The organism is Kibdelosporangium philippinense, assembly GCF_021390435.2.
GTDB lineage: Bacteria > Actinomycetota > Actinomycetes > Mycobacteriales > Pseudonocardiaceae > Kibdelosporangium > Kibdelosporangium philippinense.
Genome location: NZ_JAJVCN010000005.1, coordinates 422091 through 443434, shown reverse-complemented (window position 1 = coordinate 443434; position 21344 = coordinate 422091). Strand labels below are relative to the sequence as shown.

At 65.4% G+C, this 21344-nt stretch carries 14 protein-coding genes; 9 read left to right on the top strand and 5 right to left on the bottom strand.

What is annotated here, in order from left to right:
• The first annotated feature begins 75 nt into the window (after window positions 1–75).
• From LWC34_RS55235 to LWC34_RS55215, 5 genes are all read left to right on the top strand, one after another.
• Window positions 76–747 (top strand): DedA family protein, encoded by a 672-nt coding sequence (locus LWC34_RS55235; protein WP_233734745.1) that lies wholly within the window; start codon window positions 76–78, stop codon window positions 745–747.
• Window positions 748–816: 69 nt separating this feature from the next.
• Window positions 817–1140 (top strand): DUF6317 family protein, encoded by a 324-nt coding sequence (locus LWC34_RS55230; protein WP_233734744.1) that lies wholly within the window; start codon window positions 817–819, stop codon window positions 1138–1140.
• The gene (locus tag LWC34_RS55225; protein WP_233734742.1) at window positions 1137–2324 is read left to right on the top strand and encodes a putative T7SS-secreted protein; all 1188 of its coding nucleotides are present in this window, start codon (window positions 1137–1139) and stop codon (window positions 2322–2324) included. The genes LWC34_RS55230 and LWC34_RS55225 overlap by 4 nt, the downstream gene beginning before the upstream one ends.
• 11 nt (window positions 2325–2335) lie before the next feature.
• Complete coding sequence (locus tag LWC34_RS55220) at window positions 2336–2497, top strand: hypothetical protein (protein WP_233734740.1); 162 nt, start codon at window positions 2336–2338, stop codon at window positions 2495–2497.
• Complete coding sequence (locus LWC34_RS55215; protein WP_233734739.1) at window positions 2487–2792, top strand: hypothetical protein; 306 nt, start codon at window positions 2487–2489, stop codon at window positions 2790–2792. The genes LWC34_RS55220 and LWC34_RS55215 overlap by 11 nt, the downstream gene beginning before the upstream one ends.
• On the opposite strand, the gene LWC34_RS55210 is transcribed toward LWC34_RS55215, so the two are convergent.
• Window positions 2776–3813 (bottom strand): saccharopine dehydrogenase family protein, encoded by a 1038-nt coding sequence (locus LWC34_RS55210; protein ID WP_233734737.1) that lies wholly within the window; start codon window positions 3811–3813, stop codon window positions 2776–2778. The genes LWC34_RS55215 and LWC34_RS55210 overlap by 17 nt on opposite strands.
• Window positions 3814–3850: 37 nt before the next feature.
• Between LWC34_RS55210 and LWC34_RS55205 the strand changes: the two genes are divergently transcribed.
• On the top strand, window positions 3851–5026 hold the full coding sequence (locus tag LWC34_RS55205; protein ID WP_233734735.1) for a GNAT family N-acetyltransferase: 1176 nt from the start codon (window positions 3851–3853) through the stop codon (window positions 5024–5026).
• Between the two features lie 48 nt (window positions 5027–5074).
• Here the strand turns inward: LWC34_RS55205 and LWC34_RS55200 are convergent, their stop codons facing one another.
• Window positions 5075–9520: a S8 family serine peptidase gene (locus LWC34_RS55200; RefSeq protein WP_233734733.1), complete on the bottom strand. Its 4446-nt coding sequence runs from the start codon at window positions 9518–9520 to the stop codon at window positions 5075–5077.
• A 274-nt stretch (window positions 9521–9794) separates the two neighbouring features.
• Between LWC34_RS55200 and LWC34_RS55195 the strand changes: the two genes are divergently transcribed.
• The 3 genes from LWC34_RS55195 to LWC34_RS55185 all read left to right on the top strand — a co-directional run bounded on the left by LWC34_RS55195 (window position 9795) and on the right by LWC34_RS55185 (window position 16372).
• Window positions 9795–10769: a helix-turn-helix transcriptional regulator gene (locus tag LWC34_RS55195; protein ID WP_233734731.1), complete on the top strand. Its 975-nt coding sequence runs from the start codon at window positions 9795–9797 to the stop codon at window positions 10767–10769.
• Window positions 10770–10859: 90 nt separating this feature from the next.
• On the top strand, window positions 10860–14903 hold the full coding sequence (locus LWC34_RS55190; RefSeq protein ID WP_233734729.1) for a LamG-like jellyroll fold domain-containing protein: 4044 nt from the start codon (window positions 10860–10862) through the stop codon (window positions 14901–14903).
• Between the two features lie 254 nt (window positions 14904–15157).
• Window positions 15158–16372, top strand: coding sequence for an HNH endonuclease signature motif containing protein (locus tag LWC34_RS55185; RefSeq protein ID WP_233734727.1), 1215 nt, complete (start codon window positions 15158–15160; stop codon window positions 16370–16372).
• Here LWC34_RS55185 and LWC34_RS55180 read toward each other — a convergent pair.
• The 3 genes from LWC34_RS55180 to LWC34_RS55170 all read right to left on the bottom strand — a co-directional run bounded on the left by LWC34_RS55180 (window position 16369) and on the right by LWC34_RS55170 (window position 20987).
• On the bottom strand, window positions 16369–17778 hold the full coding sequence (locus LWC34_RS55180) for a GTPase family protein (RefSeq protein ID WP_233734725.1): 1410 nt from the start codon (window positions 17776–17778) through the stop codon (window positions 16369–16371). The two genes, LWC34_RS55185 and LWC34_RS55180, sit on opposite strands and share 4 nt — an antisense overlap.
• Entirely contained in the window at window positions 17775–19574 is a 1800-nt protein-coding gene (locus tag LWC34_RS55175; RefSeq protein ID WP_233734723.1) for a dynamin family protein, read from the bottom strand. The genes LWC34_RS55180 and LWC34_RS55175 overlap by 4 nt, the downstream gene beginning before the upstream one ends.
• Window positions 19575–19691: 117 nt before the next feature.
• Window positions 19692–20987, bottom strand: a complete 1296-nt coding sequence (locus tag LWC34_RS55170) for an IniB N-terminal domain-containing protein (protein WP_233734721.1) — start codon at window positions 20985–20987, stop codon at window positions 19692–19694.
• Window positions 20988–21344: the final 357 nt, after the last annotated feature.

The window sequence follows — 21344 nt, the reverse complement described above, 5'->3', positions numbered from 1 at the left end:
GACGTCCGTGGAACCAGGGCACTGGTGTATGCGTCTCTCAAGGGCGAAATGCCTTGATCGGGGAGGACGAATCCAGTGGCCTTGGTGAGCGACGTACTCGAATGGCTCGCGGCGCTGCCGCAACCCGCGCTCGTCGGGGCGACCGGCGGCCTGATCCTCCTCGAGTGCACGATCGGGCTCGGGTTCATCGCTCCTGGCGAGGCCGGTCTGCTGGTCGCGTCGACCACGGTCTCCGCTGGTCCCGGTGGGTTCTCGCTGACCAGGTTCCTGATCCTCTGGGGAGTGGTCACGGTCGCCGCGGCCTGCGGTGACTCGATCGGGTACGCCATCGGCCGCAGATTCGGGCCGTCGCTGCGGGAAACCAAGCTGATCCAGAAGTACGGCGCGGAAGGCTGGGACAAGACCACCGGCATCCTGCGTAAACGCGGGGCGTGGGCGGTGTTCTTCGGCCGCTGGCTGCCGGTCGTGCGGACGTTGATGCCTGCCGCGGCGGGGACGGCTGGGCTGCCGTACCGCAAGTTCTTGCCTGCCGCGATGCTTGGCGCGGCTTCGTGGTCGCTTGTGCACATCTCGATCGGTGCGGCGCTGGGTGAAGCGGCCAAGCAGATCGAGAAGTACCTCAACACCGGTGGCTTGATCGTGGTCGCGGGTCTGGTGCTGGCGCTGTTCTTGGTGTGGACGATTCGTAAGCGCAAGAAGGCCAAGGCCGCGGCTGCCGAGAAGAAGCCGGTGACCGAATCCGCGTGATCCGGCACCACGGTGCGTGACTGATCACTATCCTCCCCTGAGACGTACACGCGGGGGGATTTGCAAAGAATGCCGGATTACACCGTCGACATCGGCGGCTTGGACGCGCTCGGCAAGAACCTGGGCCGGACCGTCGAGAACATCGACGGCGCGACCAAGCGGCTCGACGACCTCGGTCCCGACTCGATCGGCCCGGAAGAACTGGACGAAGCCTGCTCGGACTTCCGCAAGGACTGGCAGGAAGGCCTGGACAAGATCCGTGACGCGGTGAACGAGATCCGCGGCGGTATCAACCAGAGCAAGCAGGCGTACGCGGAGTTGGAAAACGCTCTGCGCCAAGCGATGACCCAGATGGCGAGCGACATCAGCACGGCATCGGGCGGCAAACCATGACCGCGTTCCCCGCACTGGGTTTCGACCCTGCGGCAGGCAATGTCGGCACAGTCCGCGAGCTTGCCAAGCAGATGACCGACACGGGCGGCTACGCGCGCGAGGCGAACGACGTCCTGAAGTCCGTCCAGGACAAGAAGGACGTCTGGACGGGCGAAGCCGCGAAGGCGTTCACCCAGAAACTCGGCGAACTGCCGAAGTACCTGGACGACGCGCACAAGTCGCTGGACGCCGCGGGCAAAGCGCTGTCGACGTGGAGCGACCGGCTGGCGGCGCACCAGAAACGCGCCCAAGAGCTGGAGCAGCAAGCAAAGCAGGCGAAAGCCGACGCCGAAGCCAAAGATTCCGGCGCTCGAAGTGCGCGCTCCGCCGCGATGAACGACACGTCAAACTCTGCCTTGCACGACGACGCCGTCAACAAGATCGGCGCCGCGAACGCCGCGTGGGACAAGCTCGATGACATCCGCGCCGAGGCCCGGAAACTCAGGGACACCTGGGAGGACGACGGCGCCACGTGTGCCAAGGCGCTGAACGACGCTGCGGAGGATGCGCCGAACAAGGCGTTCTTCGAGTCCTTCGGTGAGCTGTTCGATGACTTCGGCAAGTGGTTCAAGGACCATCTCGGCGATATCGGTGACATCGCGGGAATCGTCTCGGCTGTCGCCGGGGCGCTGTCGTTCATTCCGATCTTGGCCCCCATCTGCGGTCCGATCGCGCTGATCGCCGGTGGTGTCGCACTGGCGGCGCATGCTGCGGACATGACCGTCAACGAGAAGTGGGACGACCCCAATGCCTGGGTCTCGCTGGCTGGCGATGCGGTTGGACTCATTCCCGGCGCAACGGCCATCCGCATGGGTTTCGGTGCCGCCGCGGATGCCATCTCCGGTGCCGAGAAGGTCGCCGACATAGGCCAGGCGGTGTCCAAAGGCAGCCAGGCCTTCGCCGAGACCGCAGGGATCCCGCCGGACGCGTCCAGGTTGTTCACCTGGATCGCGGACAGGACCGTTGGCAGTCCGTTGGTTCACCCGATCGCGGACGTCGCAGCCAAGGGGATGCAGGGCGGTTCAGCGGTCGCACTGCAGATACCTGGCGCGATCGGATTGTTCGACAGCAACTCGTCCACAGTCGAGGCCAAGAACTGGTCTGGCGCGCGCGGCAACTCGGCGGCAATACAAGAACCGATCTGAATGAGACCTCGGTGGAGGTCTGGGACTGTTACCCGTTGACCGTTCCGATGATCCGGGAATTGGCCGAATCGATGGGATACACGTTCAAGGAGGAAGGGCTGAGCCGCAGAACCGCGGCGAAAGTCCTGGTGTTCACTCCGCCCCCACCGAAAAAGAGGCGTCTTGAGCTCTAACACCGTTGGCATCTTGATGATCGTGGGCTCGTTGGGCCTGTTCCTGCTCACGGTTGCGATCACCATCGTCGTCCCGCGAAAAGGGCCAAGGCAACGCAAGCACAGCGTGCAACGGACCGCGGCAGGCGACTTCTTCGGCACTGCGAGCGGCGACAGGCTGGAGGTCGACTGGTTTCAGTTCGGTGAGGTACCCAAGCAGGAGCTGGTGACGATCGCGAGCGAGTACCACTGGCAGTTCAAGTCTGATCAGATCACCGACTCCGGCTGGATTCTCCGGTTCACGAAAGTACCGTGACGGGCCCGGCGATCACCCCGTCCAAGGTTTTCACGAAGTCCGCGCCGAAAGCGGTGGCCGGAGTGTGCGAACCCGGCTTGACCCCGCCGATTCCCATAGCGATCCGAACCACAGCATCGGCCGTGATGTCGTAAGCGCTAGGCGTGACCAAAGTGGCGGTGGCGATGCGACCATCCGCGGAACGGGCCTCGCCCCAGAACTCGGAACGGTTGTCCGCGCGACGCTTCTCCCCCGGCCCGGAAACGAGCCCAACCACAGCCTTGCCGATCCGCTGAGCCAACGGCGTACGCATGAAAGGCGCGGAAAACCGCTGCACCCGGCTGACCACCCCGGCGGGTAGCCCTACGCCCATGTAATTGGTGATGTTCGGGATCCCAGTCGATCGGTAAGCCGTCGAAATATCGCCCCACGGCAACGAGAGCACGCTCCGCTTCCCGGACGGGAACGCGGCAACCAAGGTCGAATGTCCAACCGGGACAGTCACTAACGAACCGTCCTTACGGATCCGACCACCCGTGGCCATTCCCTCAACCGTGGTCTTCAAGGTGCCGCCGCTGAGCCCACCTCCCGCGATAAACGCCAGGTTCAACGACACCGCCGAAGGCAAAGCCGCCGCCAACATGGCCGCGAGGCAGTCACTCGGCACCACGTCAAACCCCGACCCAGGCAACAGCACGACGCCAGCCGCAGCTGCCTCGTCAGATCGGGCGAAGATGGCCTCGAACACGTCCACCTCGCCGGTCACGTCCAGGTAGTGCGTGCCCGTCGCCAGGCAGGCGTCCACCATCGGCTTGGAGGTCGCCGAGAACGGGCCAGCACAGTGCGCGACCGCGGAGATCCCGTCGAGGTTGTCCTCCGCTGCGGCCAGAGTGAAGATTCTGTGCTCGAGGCCCAGCTCAGCGGCCAGTTCTCGGACTTCGTGGCTGCGTCCGGCGAGTACTGGTCGTTCGCCGCGCGCCACCGCCAGCCGGGAAACCAACTTGCCGGTATACCCGTTCGCGCCGTACACCATCCACGTCATGCGCGAGATGCTACCGCCGAGTAGATAGGTTCACCGGATGCACATTCGCCGAGTCCCTGCCGAGCAACGCCAGGAATTCCGCACCTTGGAGTACGCCTTCTGGGGCTCGCCCATCTCGTCGGACGAGCGATCGAAGCAGCTGGACGCCATCGGAACCTACTGGGGCGAGAACGCGACTCTGGCTGTCGAGGAAGACGGGGTCGACGTCGCGGAAGGCACCTCGATCCCGATGCGCCAGAACCTCCGCGGCACGGTGTACCCGATGGCCGGTATCGCGGCCGTCGCCGCACAGCCGCACGTCCGGCGCAAGGGCTACATCCGGGCTCTGCTCAACGAGCTGTTCAGCCAGGCGCGTGACCAGGGCCAGGTCCTGTCGGTGCTGTATCCGTTCCGGTCCTCGTTCTACGAGAAGTTCGGCTTTGCCAGCACGCCCAAGACCCGCACGGTCCGGTTCAACCCCGCCGACCTCGGCCGGTTGATGCGGACCGACCTCGATGGCACCGTCGAATGGCAGCAGATCGACACCGCCTACCCCACCTATCGGGAGTTCACCGAACGATTCGTGACGCAACGACACGGCTTCTCGATCTTCCCGCCCGATCGGGATCTTCAACTGCGTGACAAGAACGAGAACTGGTTGCTTGTCGCCAAGTCGGGCGACGAGGTCATCGGCCTGTCGGTGTACCGCATCGCCGAACACGGCGGCACCCTTGAGGCGCGGAACCTGTTGTACACCAACCCGTTGGGCCGGGCGCTGCTGCTGCAGTTCTTCGCACGCCACGTCGATCAGGTCGCCGAGGTCAAGGTCAAGGTCGCGGCGGACGAGTTCCCTGAGCTGTGGGCAACCGACCTCGCGGTCCAGGTCGAGACCAAGGTGAAGTACCCCGTCACCGCCGCGCCAATGGCCAGGGTGCTGTCCGTCGAAGGGTTGCAGGGCCTCAAGGCTGGCCACGCCCGGGTCGGCATCGAGATCGTCGACGACGAGTTCATCGCCGGGAAGTACGTACTGGACGGCACATCCGGCCAGCTCGAAATCACCTCAGGCGACCCGACCGTGCAACTCACCGCGGCGGGTTTCTCCGGCCTGGTCTATGGCGTGCTCTCGCCCGACGAGATCGGCGTACGCGGCTTCGGTTCCGTACCAACAGAAGCGATTCCGGAGCTGGCGAAGCTGTTCCCGCGCGCTGTTCCGTACGTCTTTTCCGAGTTCTAGGAGCGAAGGTGGCCCTTGCCCGACGGCAAGGGCCACCTTCAAGGAGTGTTACGGAGTGGCCCGATCAGGCCGTTCGGTCACTCGCACGCCGTTGACGATCGGCGCGCCCGCCCGTGACACGAACCGGACGTTGAGCTGACCGTCGTCCACCTGGGCGAACTGCGAAGTGGCCAAGGCCGCGAAGCCACCGACCTCACCAGCGACGTCCAGCGCGGGCGTGACCAGCTTGCCCTCGATGATGACGTCGAACAGCCTGGCGTTCGGGTCCGTCCAGCCGAGCTCGGCGTAGTTCAGCTCGATCTGGTAGACGCCCTTCGCCAGCCCGTCGAATCGGTACTCGTAAGCACCTTCCCGCTGGGTCTGGTACAGCGACTGCTCGGACGTGCCGGAGATCGCCTCGGTCGTGCTCGCCGGCTTGGACGACTGGCCGAGCCAGCCGATTCCGCCGGTCGAGTACGCCTGATCCGCACTCCAGCTGTCGCCGAGCGCGTCGACGCCGCCGTTGCCACCGGCGTCGAGGCTGATCCTGGTCTTCGGCACGATCACCTTGACCGGGATCGAGATCGTCGAACGCTTGGCCGCGTTCGTGATCGCGAAGATGGTCGCGCCGTGCACGCCAGGCTTGAGGTTGGTCGCGTCGACCGTGATCTCGACCTGCTGACCCGCACCCGCTGCCAGGCTGCCGCCCGCGACGCTCTGCGAGAGCCACGGGACGTCGGCGAAGCTCGGGATCGGCGATTCGACCAGCGACGCCTTGCTCTTGCCGGTCGCCGACTGCGAGATCACCCACAGGTTTCCGGTCTCGTCGAGCTCAAGACCGGCACCGGAGAAGGTGGTCGTCGCGTCGGGGTCGGGAACCGTGGCCACCTGTGCACAGGTGTCCGGGTTCAACGCGGCGATCGTGTCGGTGCCCGAGTTCGTCGCCGCCCACAGCACGCCACGCGGCGACCAGGCCAGACCGGAGATCGCGGTCAGGCCGGTGCCCGGACGGCAACTGCTGACCAGCGCACCCGGGTCCGGATAGGACAGACCCTTGACCTTGTAGATCACGCCTTCGTTCCAGCCACCTATGTAGAACGTGTCATCGTCGGCCCGGTAGGCGAGACCACGCTGGGAGATCGCGCCCCACGGACTGCCGGTGATGCTGGCGACCAGCGCACCGGTGTCCGGGTTGAGGCACTTGATCCCGTTGTCCCCGCCGACCGTGACCTGGCAGACCAGGTTGCGGCCCGGCACGAACGCCAGGTCACCCGGCCAGCCGCCGAGGTTCGACGGGAACGTCGCACCGAACGTGCCTTCGGTGCCGTAGTTCGCGATCGAGCCCGAGATGGTGGCGCTCACGTCGGAGATCCACACCTTGCCCGAGCTGAAACCCGCGCCCCAGCCCTTGGTGAGTTCGTTGAGCGGGAACGTCTTCAGCACGTTGCCCGGTGCGTCCGGCGCCGCCGCCTTGCTCACGTCGGCGGTGTCCAAACCAACCGAGGTACGGCCGTTCGGGTCGTAGTTCTTCACGCCCTGTGCCTTGGCCTTGGCCGCCAAGCCCTTGGCCGCGGTGCCTGGGTCTTCCAGCACACCGCCGGAGACCTCCTTGAGCTCCCAGTTGCCGGTGGCGGAACCGGAGTTGCGGACGGTCACCGTGCGCTTGCGGGTCTCGCCTGCCGGGACGACGACCTCGAGCGCGGTCGGGTTGACCTCGAAGGACGACGACCGCAACGCGAAGTCCTTGGTCAGCAGAACGCCTTCGGAGCCGATCGTGAGGTTGGCCCGGTCGGACTCGTAGCCACGCTGGCTCGTGACAACGGTGAAGCTGCCAAGCGTGACCTCGGCCTGGAAGAACCCGGTCGAGTCGGAGACCGCGTTCACGGTCTTGCCCGCGCGCTGCAACGCCACCGAACCACCGGCGATCGGCTGCTTGTCGTTGGCATCGGTGATCGTGCCGCGGACCAGGCCGGTGTTCGGCACCCGCGCCGAAATCGCGGTGCCGTCGGCGAGGTGAGCCTTCTTCACCGAGTACGGCAGGGCGACCGTGCCGGTCTCGTTCTCGAGGCCGACCGTGGCGCCAGCACCGGCCTCAGCCGGGTTGGACGGGTCGATTCCCTGGTACTGCAACTGAAGACGGCCACCCTCGGTCAGGATCAGCTCGGCAGACAGGCGGCTGCCTGGCGCCGACTTCACCGTCACGTTGCGCCATTCCACAATGAACCGTCGGTTGGGCGCGGCACCGTCAGTGTGCGTGCGCACACTGGCCTGCGCGTCCACGACGAGGTCGTCCCAGAAGGCGTAGATCGCGCCGTTCGGGGTGGCCGGAGCCGGAATCGCGCCACCAGGCGCACCGACACCCGCGAACGCGAGGTAACCGTCGGTGTGCACGGCTGCGGTCTTGTATGTCTTGCCGTAGAAGGTAACCGGGAACGGCAGGTTGACGTTCGCCGATGCGTTGTCACCGGTCAGCGACAGCGCGGTCGACGTGTCAACCCACGACGGCGTGGCGTGCCGCGGGGTGTAGCCGTAAGCGTCCACCTTGGCCTCAAGACCGAAGTCCGCGGTCACGTTCCCGCTGACGTTCACGCTCTTGCGCCCTGGCTGCAGCCAGCGGCCGTAGTCGGCGACAACCTCGTACGTCCCAGCGGGAACGCTGAGCGTGTACGCGCCTGCCGGGTCGGTCTTCACCGCGGCCACCGGTGTGTTCGCCAGTGAGACCTCAGCGGCACCGAGCGCCGAGCCGTCCGGCGCCTTGACCGTGCCCTTGATCGTGAAGCTCGGCGCGGCGGGCAGGTCGAAGTCGGCCGATGCCGTCTTGCCTTCCTCGACGACGACCTTCACTTCCTTGGTGACAAGGCCGAACTTGCTCGCCTTGACGGTGTAGCTGCCGACCGGGGCCCGGTCGAGGCTGAACTTGCCGTCCGCGCCCGTGGTCCGCACGATCGAGGTCGGGCCACTGATCTCGATCTTCACACCGTCAGCAGGCTTGCCAGCGCTGACGACCGTGCCCGCGATGGCACCTGTCGGACCGCGCGGTGCGGCCTCGACTGAGATGAACGCGTCCAGTTTGCCTTCGCCCCAGACGTTGTTGTTCTCCGGTGTGCCACCGCACTGCGTGCTCGGTGTGTCCACAGCGGTCTGGTTCAGCAGCGCCTTCGTGGCATTGACGTCACCCGCGAGGGCCGGAGACGCCGACCAGATCAGCGCGACCGCGCCAGCCACATGTGGCGAGGCCATCGATGTCCCGCTGATCGCGCCGTAGCTGCCGTTGGCGATCGACGAACGGACCGCGACACCAGGCGCGGAGATGTTCGGCTTGATGATGCCGCCGGAACCGGGGCCACGCGACGAGAACGACGCGATGGCGTTGTTGACGTCGAACGCACCGGCCGAATAGGACACCGCGTAGTCACCGGGCGAGCCGGAGCTGTTGCAGCCCAACGCGCCGCTGTTGCCGTTGGAGAACGCCGGGAAGATACCGGCGGCGACCCACGCGTTCACGGTCGGCAGGTACCACTGGTTGCCGCCGCCACCGCCCCAGGAGTTGTTCACGATGTCCGGCGCGAGGTCTGGCCGCGGGTTCTGTCCATTCAGGTCAGTCGGGGCCACGATGAACTGACCGGACGACAGCAGCGCGGTGTCCGAGCAGCTGCTTGCCTCGCAGCCCTTGGCCGCGATCCACTTGGCGTTCGGCGCGACACCGATCTGGTTGGCGCCACCGTCGTCACCGACCATGGTGCCCATCGTGTGCGAACCGTGGTTGTTGTTGTCACACGGAGCAAGCGACGGGTTGCCGCAGACCCGGGACGGGTCGTGCCAGTTGTAGTTGTGGTCGAAGGTGCCGTCACCCTTGTTCCCGCGATACTTCCCAACCAGAGCGGGATGGGTGTACTGGACACCGGTGTCGATGTTGGCGACGACGACGTTCTCGCCCCGTACCGAGAAGTCGCTCCAGACCTTGTTGGCCCGCACCCGGTCGATGTTCCACTCGACGGCGTTGATCTGCGCCTGCTCCTGCGCTGGCGTCAGCTCCGGCACCGGGTAGAACCGCTCGGGCAGGATCTGCTTGACCTCAGGGCGCGTGGCGATCTCGTCGACCAGCGCGCCGTCCCCAGTTACCTTGATGGTGTTGGCGATCCAGAACGGGGTGAACTCGACACCCCGCGCGGTGAGCAGCTCCCGCAGTCCGGCCTGCGTCTGGTCCGCGTGGGATGTCAACGCGGCGAACACATCCGCGGTCCGCTGCGTGCCCGCCCGGCCGGTCGAGCTCACCGAGTTGAGGTTGGCCTGCGTGGCCAGTTCGACGAAGAACGTGACAAAACCGGCCTGTGTCAGTGATTTCGTGACCGCACTGTCAATCTTGGACGCCGGGTTGACCTGTCCGGCCGCTCCAGTACCGCTGTTCGGACCAGCGGCAAGGGCATGAGTCGAATACACGGTCGCAAGGACGAAGGCGAGCACGGCGACCAAAGCCGCTCGCAGTAACCCGCCACTCCGTCTACGCGTGGACATAGCGCTCCTGTCTCGCGGCAGCCCGCGAATGGGCCGTGTCATTGGGCCGCTCGGCCCAAAAACACCGCCGTCAAACCACTTTTCGACCCTCCGAGGAGGACGTTCACCTCCCATCGATCATCAAGACGTAACGCGGAGGGATCTTTCGGATTGTGTGCATTCGGATACGCTGCGCTCCATGCCTGACCGTGGCGGACTGATGACATGACGTGATTCCGTCACGTTTTCCGGCGAGAAAACGAAGTAGCAGGAAAAGAACCAACTAGGGGGTCGCGTGCACGACGTCGCAAGCCTGACCGCCACCGAGGAAACCGCCTACCGTGCCCTGCTGCGCTTGGCCGCGGCGACCGATCTCGAACTGGCCGAAGATCTGGCCATCGACCCGCTGCAAGCCGCGCACCTGCTGCTGTCGCTGGAATCCCGCGGCATGGCGACCGTCGTTCCCGGCCCTTCCGGGCGGTACAGACCTGCCCCACCGGACCTGGCATTCGGCCCACTCGTGCAGAGCAGGGAGCAGGAACTGCGCGAGATCCGCGCCCGGATCACCTTACTTACCAACGAGTATCGAAGCCGCGCTGACCCATTCGGGTTCGTTGAGGTCGTGCACGGCAGCAAAGCGATCGCACAGCGTGTGGATCAGTTGCAGCGCAACGCCCGCAAAGAGGTGCGCGGGCTCGTCAAGCCGCCAGTCGTGGCGGTCAGCGCGCAGGACAATGACGCTGAGTACGCCGTACTGGCCCAAGGCGTCCGGTTCCGGGTCATCTACGACCGCGAACTACTGTCGCTGCCTGGAGATCCGTACGAAGTCTCCGATGCCGTTTCCAGGGGCGAGGAGGCCCGTGTCGCCTTCGACCTGCCGCTGAAGCTGGCGATAGCCGACGAGGACCTCGCGATCGTCCCAGAGACCGAACCAGAGCCCGGTGGCGAGGCCAGCGCGATCCTGGTGCACCCCAGCGGGTTGCTTGACGCGTTGATCGCGTTGTTCGAAACCCTGTGGCGGTCCGCGACACCGATCCTGCTCGGCGCCAGCGGAGAACTGGACGAAGACCACGCCGCCGACGAGCCGACCGCGGGCGACATGCGGCTGATTTCCTTGCTACTGGCCGGTCTCACCGATCAGTCGATCGCCGCGCAACTGGGGTTGAGCACCCGCACGGTGCAACGACGGCTGCACGACCTGATCAAGATCACCGGTGTCCGTACCCGAATCCAACTCATCTGGCAAGCAACCAAACGCGGCTGGATCTAGTTCCCACTTTTCATTTGCCTGAAGCGTAACGGGAGAAGCGGCCGGAGCGGATAGTGGCGTATGCGGCCACAGTGGAAGCCTCTTGCCATCATGCTCGCCTTCAGTCTCGCGCCACTGGTCGTGCTTCCCGCGGCCGAAGCGCTGGCGCTGCCTGCCGGATTCACCGAACAGACCATCTTGCGCAACCTCGAAGCACCGATGGCGGTGGACTTCAGTGAGGACGGCCGCGTCTTCGTCGCCGAGAAAAGCGGTGTTATCAAGGTGTTTGACGGTCTCGGCGACACCACGCCGACCGTGTTCGCCGACATGCGAACGAAGGTCTACAACGAACTCGACCGCGGCATGATGGGCCTCGCACTGGCGCCAGGCTTCCCGGCCGACCCGTCGGTCTACGTGCTCTACGCACACGACGCGGCAATCGGCGCAACGGCTCCGCGTTGGGGTAGCCCGAACGCCACAAGCGATTCCTGCCCCAACCCGCCGGGCGCAACCGGCGACGGCTGCGTGATTTCCGGCCGTTTGTCCAGATTGGATGCGACGTCGGGTGCGGAACAAGTCCTGATCGAGGACTGGTGCCAGCAATATCCGAGCCACTCCGTCGGTGACCTGAAGTTCGGCCCGGACGGCTACCTCTACGCCAGTGGCGGCGACGGCGCGAGCTTCAACTGGGCGGACTACGGACAAGCCGGAAGCCCGAAAAACCCGTGCGGTGACCCGCCTGTTCCAGTTGGTGGAACGCAGTCCCCGCCGACGGCGGAGGGCGGCGCGTTGCGTTCGCAGGACTACCAGACGATGAGCGACCCCATGGGTCTCGACGGCACGGTGATCCGGATCGACCCGGCCACTGGCCAAGGCGCACCGGGCAACCCGATGATCAGCAGCACCGACGCGAACGCGCGCCGAGTTGTGGCCGCCGGGCTGCGTAACCCGTTCCGGTTCGCGTTCCGCCCTGGCACGAGCGAGATCTGGGCTGGCGACGTCGGCTGGGGAACCTGGGAGGAAGTCAACCGGATCACCAACCCGATCGACGGCTCGATCGACAACTTCGGCTGGCCCTGCATGGAAGGCAACCAGCGGTCCGGCGGCTACAACTTCGGTTTGACGATGTGCGAACGGATCTACAGCGGTGCCGTGCCGCACACTCCCCCGTACTACACGTACAACCACGCGGATCCTGTTGTGCCAGGCGACGGATGCTCGGACGCGACCGGCTCGTCGGTGTCCGGCGCGGCTTTCTACAACAAGGATTCGTATCCGGCGCAGTACAAGGGCGCGTTGTTCTTCGCCGACTACAGCAGGCGTTGCATCTGGACGATGTTCCCCGGCCCGGACGGCGCGCCGAACCCGGCGAACCGGATCGTGTTCAAGAACGACGCTTTCGCCGTGGATCTGAAGATCGGGCCGAACGGCGACTTGTTCTATGTGGACATCGCGGCTGGCGAGGTTCGGCGGTTCCGTTACAACTCGGGAAACCAGCCTCCGGTCGCTTCGATCACGGCCAACCCGACGCAGGGCCATCTGCCACTGACGGTGTCGTTCAGTGCGGCCGCTTCGAATGATCCCGAGGGCAGCACGCTTTCGTACGCCTGGGATCTGGACGGCGACGGGAACTTCAACGATGGCACGGGTGCCACGATTTCCCGGACCTATACGACCGCGAAGGTGTACAACGCCGCCGTGCGGGTCAGTGATCCCGGCGGGCTGAGTGATGTCGCGTCGAAGCAGATATTCGCGGGAACCAGGCCGCCCAACGTGACGATCAATACGCCGAGCACGTCATGGGCTGTCGGGGACACGGTCAATTTCAGTGGGACCGCGGTGGATCCCGAGGAGGGCGCCCTGCCCGCGTCCGCTTTGAACTGGAACGTGGTTCTGCATCACTGTCCGACCATCGACAACTGCCACCAGCATGAGCTGACGAGCTTCCCTGGCGTGTCCAGCGGGAGTTTCGCGGCGCCTGATCACGAGTATCCGGCCTATCTGGAGTTGCGGCTCACCGCGACCGATCAGACCGGCGCGGTTGCTAAGGCGAGCAAGCGATTGGATCCTCGCGTCAGCACTGTGCGGATCGAGACGAACCCGCCTGGACTGACGGCAACGGCGAGCGGCAAGTCCGGTCCGGCTCCGTTCACGTTGCAAGCAATTCACGGGTCTCGGCTGTCGTTGTCGGCGGCGCAGACCCAGGTGTCCGGTTCGGACACCTATGAGTTCCAGAACTGGTCGCACGGCGGGCCTCGGGTTCAGGACGTCTTCGTGGGCACGTCCGATACGACATATCGGGCCGATTTCGTCCGGGTTTCCGGCGGGGATCCGTCCCTTGTGGCCGCTTACAGCTTCGACGACGGCTCGGGGACTGAGCTGATCGACCGGACTGGCAAAGGGCACAAGGGAGTTGTGTCCGGGGCTTCGTGGGCCGCCGGGCATACCGGTGGCGGGCTGTCTTTTGACGGCGTTGACGACCTGGTGACCATTGCGGACGCTGCCGATCTGCGGTTGACCAACGCGATGACTCTTGAGGCTTGGGTCCGGCCTGCTGCCGTGACCGCCTGGCGGACGGTCATCTTGAAGGAACGTCCTGACAATCTTTCCTATGGCCTTTATTCGTCGGGGCCTGGTTTTGCTTCAGCGTGGTTCACGAGTTCCGGTGGGGATCGGTTCGTGAACGGGCCCAATTTGCCCGCCAACGCGTGGTCTCATCTCGCGGTGACGTACGACGCAACGACCTTGCGGCTGTTCGTGAATGGGGAACAGGTTGCCACCGCTCCTGCCGCTGGACCGATGATCACGTCTACTTCGCCGCTGCGCTTGGGCGGGAACCTGTTGTGGAACGAGTATTTCTCCGGGCAGATGGATGACGTCCGGGTCTACAACCGTTCTCTTTCGGCGGCCGAGGTTCTGGCCAACAAGGACATTCCTGTCGCCGGGGACGGCGTTCCGCCTACCGCTCCCGCTGGGCTGACTGCCACTCCTGGGGCTGGGACCGTTTCGCTTTCCTGGGCCGCCTCGACGGACAATGTTGGTGTCACTGGGTATGACGTGCACCGGATGGTGAACTCGGGGACTGCTCCCGGCCCGACCAACAAGGTTGCGACGGTGACCGCCACGACTTTCAGTGACACCGGTTTGGCCGCGGGCCAGTACTACTACCGGGTCATCGCCCGGGATGGCTCGGGGAACTCCTCGGCTCCATCGAACCAGGCTTCCGCTGTGGTTACCGCGGACTCGACTCCACCTACCGTCTCGGTGACGGCTCCAGCAAGTGGGGCAACCGTTTCCGGGACTGTGAACGTGACCGCCAACGCTGCCGACTCCGGCGGGGTCGCTGGGGTTCAGTTCCGGGTTGACGGGGTCAATGCCGGAGCCGAGGACACTGTGGCTCCTTACGCTTTGAGCTGGAACAGCGGTTCCGTGGGCAATGGCGCACACCAGATCACCGCTGTCGCGCGGGATGCTGTTGGAAATACGGCTACCTCGACTCCGGTTTCGGTGACTGTCAACAACTCCGGGCCTCCCCCGCCGGTGGCCGCGTACAACTTCAACGAGGGATCCGGGTCCACTTTGACCGACCGGACCGGCGGTGGGCACACCGGAGTTGTTTCCGGGGCCACGTGGGGCGCTGGCCGCAATGGTGGAGCACTGTCCTTCGACGGTGTCAATGACCTGGTCACTGTGGAGGATTCGAACCTGCTGGATCTCACGAACGGCATGACCCTTTCGGCTTGGGTCAGGCCAAGTTCCGGTGCGGCGGCTTGGCGTACGGTCCTGTTGAAAGAACGGACCGACGGGCTCGCATACGGGCTTTACAGCGACAATGGGGCTTCCCGGCCTTCGGCCTGGCTGCGGGTTGGGGCGGACGACCGGTTTGTTGACGGGACCGCGGCCGTGCCTGCCAACACTTGGACTCACCTTGCCGTGACGTACGACGCTACGACGATTCGGTTGTACGTCAACGGAAACCAGGTCGCGACCGTTCCCAGCGCCGGAAGTATGACGGTTTCCGGTAATCCCCTGCGGATTGGCGGCAACTTGATCTGGGGTGAGTACTTCGGCGGGCTGATTGACGACATCCGGATCTACAACCGGCCGCTCTCAGCAACAGAAATCGGTACCGACCAGAACACCCCAGTGGCCTAGGGTTTCAACACACCGTGTCCACCGTTCCAGCACACCGTGTCCACCGTTCCAGCACACCGTGTCCACCGTTCCAGCACACCGTGTCCACCACTCCGGCACACCGTGTCCGCCTTTCCTGCAGGCTGTCTTGACCTTTGCCTCCCACCACTCCTCGCGTTCCCTCGTGACTGCAGCGTTGTCCAGCGTTGGCACCCAATCGTGTGGTTGCCTTGTATTGCAGGGACTTTCACGTTGTGGCGGCGTAATCTGGAGGCATGGGGGAGATCACATCGACACACTGGCAGCTCGACGATCGTGAGCTTGTCGCGTGCATCTCCGCTTCGGAACGCAAGCTACGCCGAGACTATGCCGAGCACCTTGCTTTTCTGGCCGAAGCGGATGCGCGGGGCACCGCGTACTGCTTGGGCTACAGCAACACCACCGCGCTTCTCATGCACACCTTGAACATCACGCGCCAGGAAGGCAACCAACGGCTCGCCCACGCGGCCGCCCTGAACGACGCCAAGACACCCACCGGGACTGTGGTTGCGGCTTCCATTCCCTTGACTGCCAAGAAACTCGACGCTGGCGAGGTCAGTATCGGACAGGTCGAGGTGATCCGGAGGTTCGTCGCAAGCTTGACCCACCTTCAACCCGACAAGGTGTCACTGGCCGAGGAGTTGCTGATCGAACGTGCCGCGCAGGACGATCCGAACGCGCTAGCCCGGTTCGGCGAACGCGTCGTGCGCGACATCGTCGACCCGGACGGGAAACCACCGAACGTCGACCAGCCGCACCGACCGGAACGGGAGTTGCGGCGACACACCTACAGCGACGGACACCTCGAGTTCAAAGGGCGGCTCGATGCTGAAACCGCTGTCTTGTTCAACGAACTGCTCAAACCGTTCGAGAAGTACGAGGCCGACGACCCTCGCGGCTACGCCGAACGCGGCGGCGACGCGTTCGCCGACGTCCTGCAACAGGCCGCCAACTGTCCAGACCTGCCAACACACAATGGCCTCAAAACCGAAATCGCCGTCACCATCTCCCTCGACGCACTCAAGACCATGGCAGCCGACCGTGTCCTGCCGGAAACCCAACTGACCGCAGCCGAGGCACGACGAATCTGTTGCGATGCCCACGTTCTGCCTGCCGTGATGGGCGGTGAATCGAAACCACTCGACATCGCCGCGCCTTCCTACACCATCCCCGCGCACATCCGGCGGGCCTTGGTCCTTCGCGATCGCGGATGTACCTTCCCCACCTGCGAACGGCCAGCGAGTGTGTCCCACGGGCACCATATAGTGGAATGGCAACACGGCGGGCCTACCGCCGTCGACAACCTCGTGCTGCTCTGCGGTCGCCATCACAGACTAGTGCACCGCAGCGACTGGAAAGTCGAGCTGAAAGACGACGTCGCCTGGTTCACCCCGCCGGACTTCGTCGACCCTGAACGCAGGCGGAGACGGAATCTGTTACACCGTCGCTAGGTCAGCATTGCTTCGCAGCTGCGGACCACGACCCTGGCCGCGTCGCGTTCCGCGCTGCCGAGCATGGGGTTTTCCGATTGCTCACGCCAGCGCGCCAGCGCGTCGTAAATGGCGTTCTGGACTTCCGCTTGGGTTACTTCTCGATCGAAACCCAAGCGGGCGCCCAGGTCTGTGCCATAACCGCCAATCAGACGTTGAGCCTCCGCACCTAGCTCCTCCGGGAGACGGGTCCGGCCGGACAACAGGCCACCCAGCAGCCGGAGCTCGTGGAATTCATGCGCGCCCGCAAGGACTCGCTCCACGTCGGTCACGAGTTTCGCCGCGCCTGGACGGGGTTCCATTCGCAGCACGACGTCCAAACCCAACAGAGCCGAGCGTGCCTTCAGGACCTCGCGGCGGTCCACGAACAATCGGCCGATCGAATCCTTGAGCTCATTCAACCCGCTGCGCTGCACCAATTCTGACGCCAGTTTGTTACGAGTGTCCGAGCCTTGCCTGATCAACGTGAGCGCCAGGCGGATTCCGAACATGCCAAGCCGGTCCGTCATCTCGCGGCGAGTTGACGCAGACAACATGTGCTCCGCGCGCGTGAACCTGTCCGCGGACAGCAACAACTCCTCTGTCTGCGCGCGAGGTGCCGTCGCCAATGCTGCCAGCGCTTGGAATTCCTCTTCTGGCATTGTCCGGCCCGCTTGGCCGATCAGTCCTGACACCGCCACGACGTTCTGGCACAGGCCACGGACTCGGGCGTCTCGCCGATACCGTCGCGCGATTTGCTTTGAGGTCGTCAGTGCGTCGATTTTCCCGCCGCCGACCTCGTCCGCGCGCGACAGCAGCATGATTCCGTTCACCGGGGCCGCACGGGCCACCGGATGGTCCTGTGTGGACTGAAGGAATCTGATGTCCATGACGTGCACTTGAGGCGTCACGTACAACAACGCGTCGGCTTCTGCCGCGATCTGCTCGGAGATCTCCGCCGCGATCGGCGGTGTGTCGATCAGGGTCGAGTCACGCAGGACACGCGCAGGCCAGTCGACCACGATCCGGTTCACGCCACCGGATTCGAACTGGCTCAGGTCGATGTCCATCCTTCGGCCCACTCGGCCGATCGGCGGCTCGACCGGCGGACCCTGTCGCATGTAGACAGTCGCCCTTGGCTGCGGCCCGTCCTGGTACCAGGTGAAGACCGGACCGTCCACTTCGATCGGAGCAACCTCGTCACCAACGACGGCGTTCACGACCGTCGACTTTCCGCTTCCCTGGCGTCCGGCCACCGCTATCCGCAGCGGCGAGTCAAACCTGGTGATGTGGTGACGCAGCCAGTTCGTCGCCCTTGGGCTGTCCTGATAAAGCCGCAGTGCTTCGTGCAGGATCGCCCAGACCGCCTCGTCGACGGTACTCGTCACGCGGAGATCTCCAATGGGTTCCTCGATGCGGGCAGCGCCCCGGCGATTCGGGTCATCTGCCCGTGCAACTCCTTCAACTGCGCCAGCGCTTGCTTGAGCTGCTGGTCCCTGCGCTGACGCGCGGCCAGTTCCGCCTGTGCCGACTTCTGCGCCGCCGCGGCCGCGTCCGCCAGGCCTTGCTGCAGCTTGTCCGCCAGCTCCGCGAAGTGGTCACGCAGTCCGCGCTGGATCCGGCGGGCCGCGTCCTTGCAGTCCTTGGAGAACCGCAGGAAGAAGTCGTCCACATGCCGCTGTGCCGCTGATTTCGCGGCTTGCTGGCGTCGCTTGAGCCGCGCTTCGCCGTCTTCGCCGATGCCTTTCGCACCGAGCGCCAGACCGGCGCCGATCGAGATCGGGTTCAGCAGTGGCAATCCGGCCATGGTCGTGATCAGACCGAACATCAGCACGCCGCCGTAGGAACCGCGCATACCGCTGAAGACCTTCTGGCCAACCGTGAACGCTTCGAGCTTCGGCTGGTTCGGGTCGCCGGGATCAAGGTCGGCTTCCGATGGAATCACGTTGTCCGGCACCAGGTCCTGACGCTCCGGGAAGCACTCGGCCACCCGGTCGGCGACCCACCACGACCGTTCGACCAGCCAGTTGAAGTTCACGGTGGCGGCTTCGGTCAGGTTCTCGTTGAGCCAGTCCTCGAACTGGTCCCAGGTTTTCGACGGGTCCGCCTCGTCGTAGGCAAGGTCCACTTCACGCAGGATCTTGCGGGTACGGTCGCGCAGGTCGTATTCCAGGTCCGCGATCAGGTCGGCCATCTCGTCGGCCAGCACGTTCTGCCACTTGCTCGACCGGCGGCGCAGGTCCGCCATCTTCTGCTGGGCGTCCATGTACTCCGCGACCGCTGGCGACTTGCTCTCATCCGGGCGCGCCGCGAGTTCCTTGTTGACCTGGCCGACGAGTTCGACCAGGACCGTTCCGGTCATGGCGGCGAAGTTCTGGCGGGCCGACGGGTTCGTCGCGACCGAGAGGACGTCTGTCCGCAGGCGTTCGATCAGGTCGGGGAAGCCGGACTCGGCGTTCAACGCTTCGTCGTCCTTGGCCACCGCGCGCAGCCTCAGCGCGGACGACACCGGCACTACCGCGGCCTGGACTCCCGCGTTGGCAAGGTGTTCACGGTTGCGCTCGGCCACCTGCCGCCAGCGGGCGGTCAGGTCGATCTTTGTCAGCGCGACCAGGATCGTCGGGCACGACCGGTGAACTTGGCGAAGCAGCTCAAGTTCTGTGGCGGACAGTTCCTGGGACGCGTCCGACGCCAGCAGGACCGCGTCGGCTCCGCTCAACGCCGCGAAGGTGTTCTGCGCGCGCATCTGGTGCAGATTGCCGACCGCGGGCGTATCGATGATCACGAGTCCGGCCGCGAGAATCTGGCGTGGGATGCGGACTTCCGTCATCACCGGGTCGCTGCCTCGGTTCGTCGCCTGGTCGACGGGAAGCGGCATGCGTTGGGGTTCGGCGCCTTGGCCGTCGTGCAGCAACTGCGCGGCCACTGGTTTCTCGGCGTAGCGCACGATTGTGGGCGCGACTGTCGTCACGTCGTCGCCAACCGCGCACACCGAAGCACTCACCAGGGCATTCACCAGCTGGCTTTTGCCTTGGTTCGCCTCGCCGATCACCATCACCCTGATCTGTGGGTCCAGCAGCTGCGCCCGCTTGGCACGCAGGCGTTCGGCCAGATCAGGTCTGTGGTGGACGACGGATGCCCCGATGGTCTGGTCCAGCACCTCGAGCCAGGTCGCCGCAGTCACCCGAACAGTGTGCCTTGTTCGACCGATCGGGTGAAGACCATCATCGACAAAAGAAACCGGAGGCCGGGTCCGCCCCCCGAGGGAGAACCCGGCCTCCGGCCGTTTGAGCTGGGCTGCTTACAGCAGGCCGCCCAGGTCAAGAGTGTTGTGCGCCACGTCGCCGACGGGGCCGTCGTCGAGCACCTTGCCGAGACCGGTCGAGTCGACGACGTCGCCGAGCACGTTGTGGCCGCTCTCGTCGCCACCGATGACCGGCAGGTTCGAGGTGACGTCCGGAACCACGTTGGTCACGACGCTGGTCACGTCCGGCACGTTGACCGGCAGCTGCGGCAGCAGGTTGGTCACGCTGCCGAGGTCACCGAGACCGCCGACGGGCAGGTCGCCGACGACGTCGGTCGGAACGGCACCGTGGACGTCGCCGACCAGGTCGGTGACACCCTCGGTGGACAGGCCGTCGACCGCGGCAGGCGCGCTGACCGGCAGCGGCAGGTCAACCGGCAGGTCCACGGGCAGCTCGGGGATCGGCAGGTCGCTGATCGGCAGCTGCGGCAGGCCCGGGATGGCGGGCAGCGCGGGCACGGCACCGAGCAGCGCGCCGGTGACGGCGGTCGGGTCGGAAAGACCCTTGCCAGCGATGTCGGTGACGTTGCCGGACAGGCCGGGCACGACGTCCTGGTGCAGGCCGAGACCATCGGTCGTGGTCAGGCTGATGTCCTTGTCCAGCGGGCCGTCGATCGAGACGCCGCCGTAGGCGAGGCCGCCCGCGTCGCCGTCGATCAGGTGCGCACCGGTCTCGATGTCACCGAACGGGGTGAACACACCGGCGTTCGCGGAGACGCTCTCCAGGCCGGCGTTCAGCTCGCCGCCGAGGCCGAGGTCACCGAGCGGGCTGGCCTGGGCGACCTGGTAGCCGACCCGGGAGCCGTCCTCGATGGTGCCGTCGACGTTGCCGGCGACACCCGTCGCGCCGAGGGGGGTCTCGGCGCCGAGGATGCCCCAGCCACCGTCCGCACCGGCTTCGCCGTCCAGGGTGATGCCGCTGGTCAGGCCGTCAATGCTGGGCACGGCAGGCACGGCGGGCAGTTCGAGGCCGGACACGTCGCCGAGGCCGCCGAGGTCGTTGAGGGCGGGCAGCGTGCCGATACCGGCGGCCGGGACCAGGTCCTGCACCAGCGGCATGATGTCCTGCACGTCAGCAGGGGTGATGTCGGTCAGGCCGACCTTGTCCAAGCAGCCCTGCGGGTCCAGCTCGAACGCCTTCAGCGCGTCGGCGTCGTTGAGCAGGTTCAGGCAGAAGTCGTGCAGGGTGGTGGGCTCAGCGGAGCCACCGGCCTGCGCGCCGGGGGCGGTCGCAGTCGCCTCAGCGGCCGGGGCAGGGGCGGGGGTCGACTGGGGAGCGTCGTCGCGAACCAACTGAATCTCTCCTCTAGGGGTACAGGGGCAACAACCGGGCAGCTGGTCGGTGATCTCGATCCGACGGTGCGGCACCCGTGGGCTGACAGTGACTGGAACACTGGAAAGCCATCGACACCGGTAGTTCGGCGGTCACCGACAACTGCTCGTTCCACTCATCTGGCGCGGCGACGTCGCTGTCGATCCGGCCGATCAGTGAGCCAGGCCTTCTTGGCTGCCCGGCGATGCCCCAGAAAGGTATGTGCCGGGGCCAACCCCCGGCATCGGGGATCACTCCGAGTCATCACATCCCCCAACTAGGGTTAGGCCAATTCCCCCATTAGGGGCATTAGGGTGTCCCCCTATGAGTTCCGATCC

Excerpts from the sequence above, each read along its gene's own strand:
- LWC34_RS55230 (WP_233734744.1), top strand. The coding sequence starts at position 817 with ATGCCGGATTACACCGTCGACATCGGCGGCTTGGACGCGCTCGGCAAG.
- LWC34_RS55225 (WP_233734742.1), top strand. The coding sequence starts at position 1,137 with ATGACCGCGTTCCCCGCACTGGGTTTCGACCCTGCGGCAGGCAATGTC.
- LWC34_RS55210 (WP_233734737.1), bottom strand. The coding sequence starts at position 3,813 with ATGACGTGGATGGTGTACGGCGCGAACGGGTATACCGGCAAGTTGGTT.
- LWC34_RS55205 (WP_233734735.1), top strand. The coding sequence starts at position 3,851 with ATGCACATTCGCCGAGTCCCTGCCGAGCAACGCCAGGAATTCCGCACC.
- LWC34_RS55200 (WP_233734733.1), bottom strand. The coding sequence starts at position 9,520 with ATGTCCACGCGTAGACGGAGTGGCGGGTTACTGCGAGCGGCTTTGGTC.
- LWC34_RS55190 (WP_233734729.1), top strand. The coding sequence starts at position 10,860 with ATGCTCGCCTTCAGTCTCGCGCCACTGGTCGTGCTTCCCGCGGCCGAA.
- LWC34_RS55185 (WP_233734727.1), top strand. The coding sequence starts at position 15,158 with ATGGGGGAGATCACATCGACACACTGGCAGCTCGACGATCGTGAGCTT.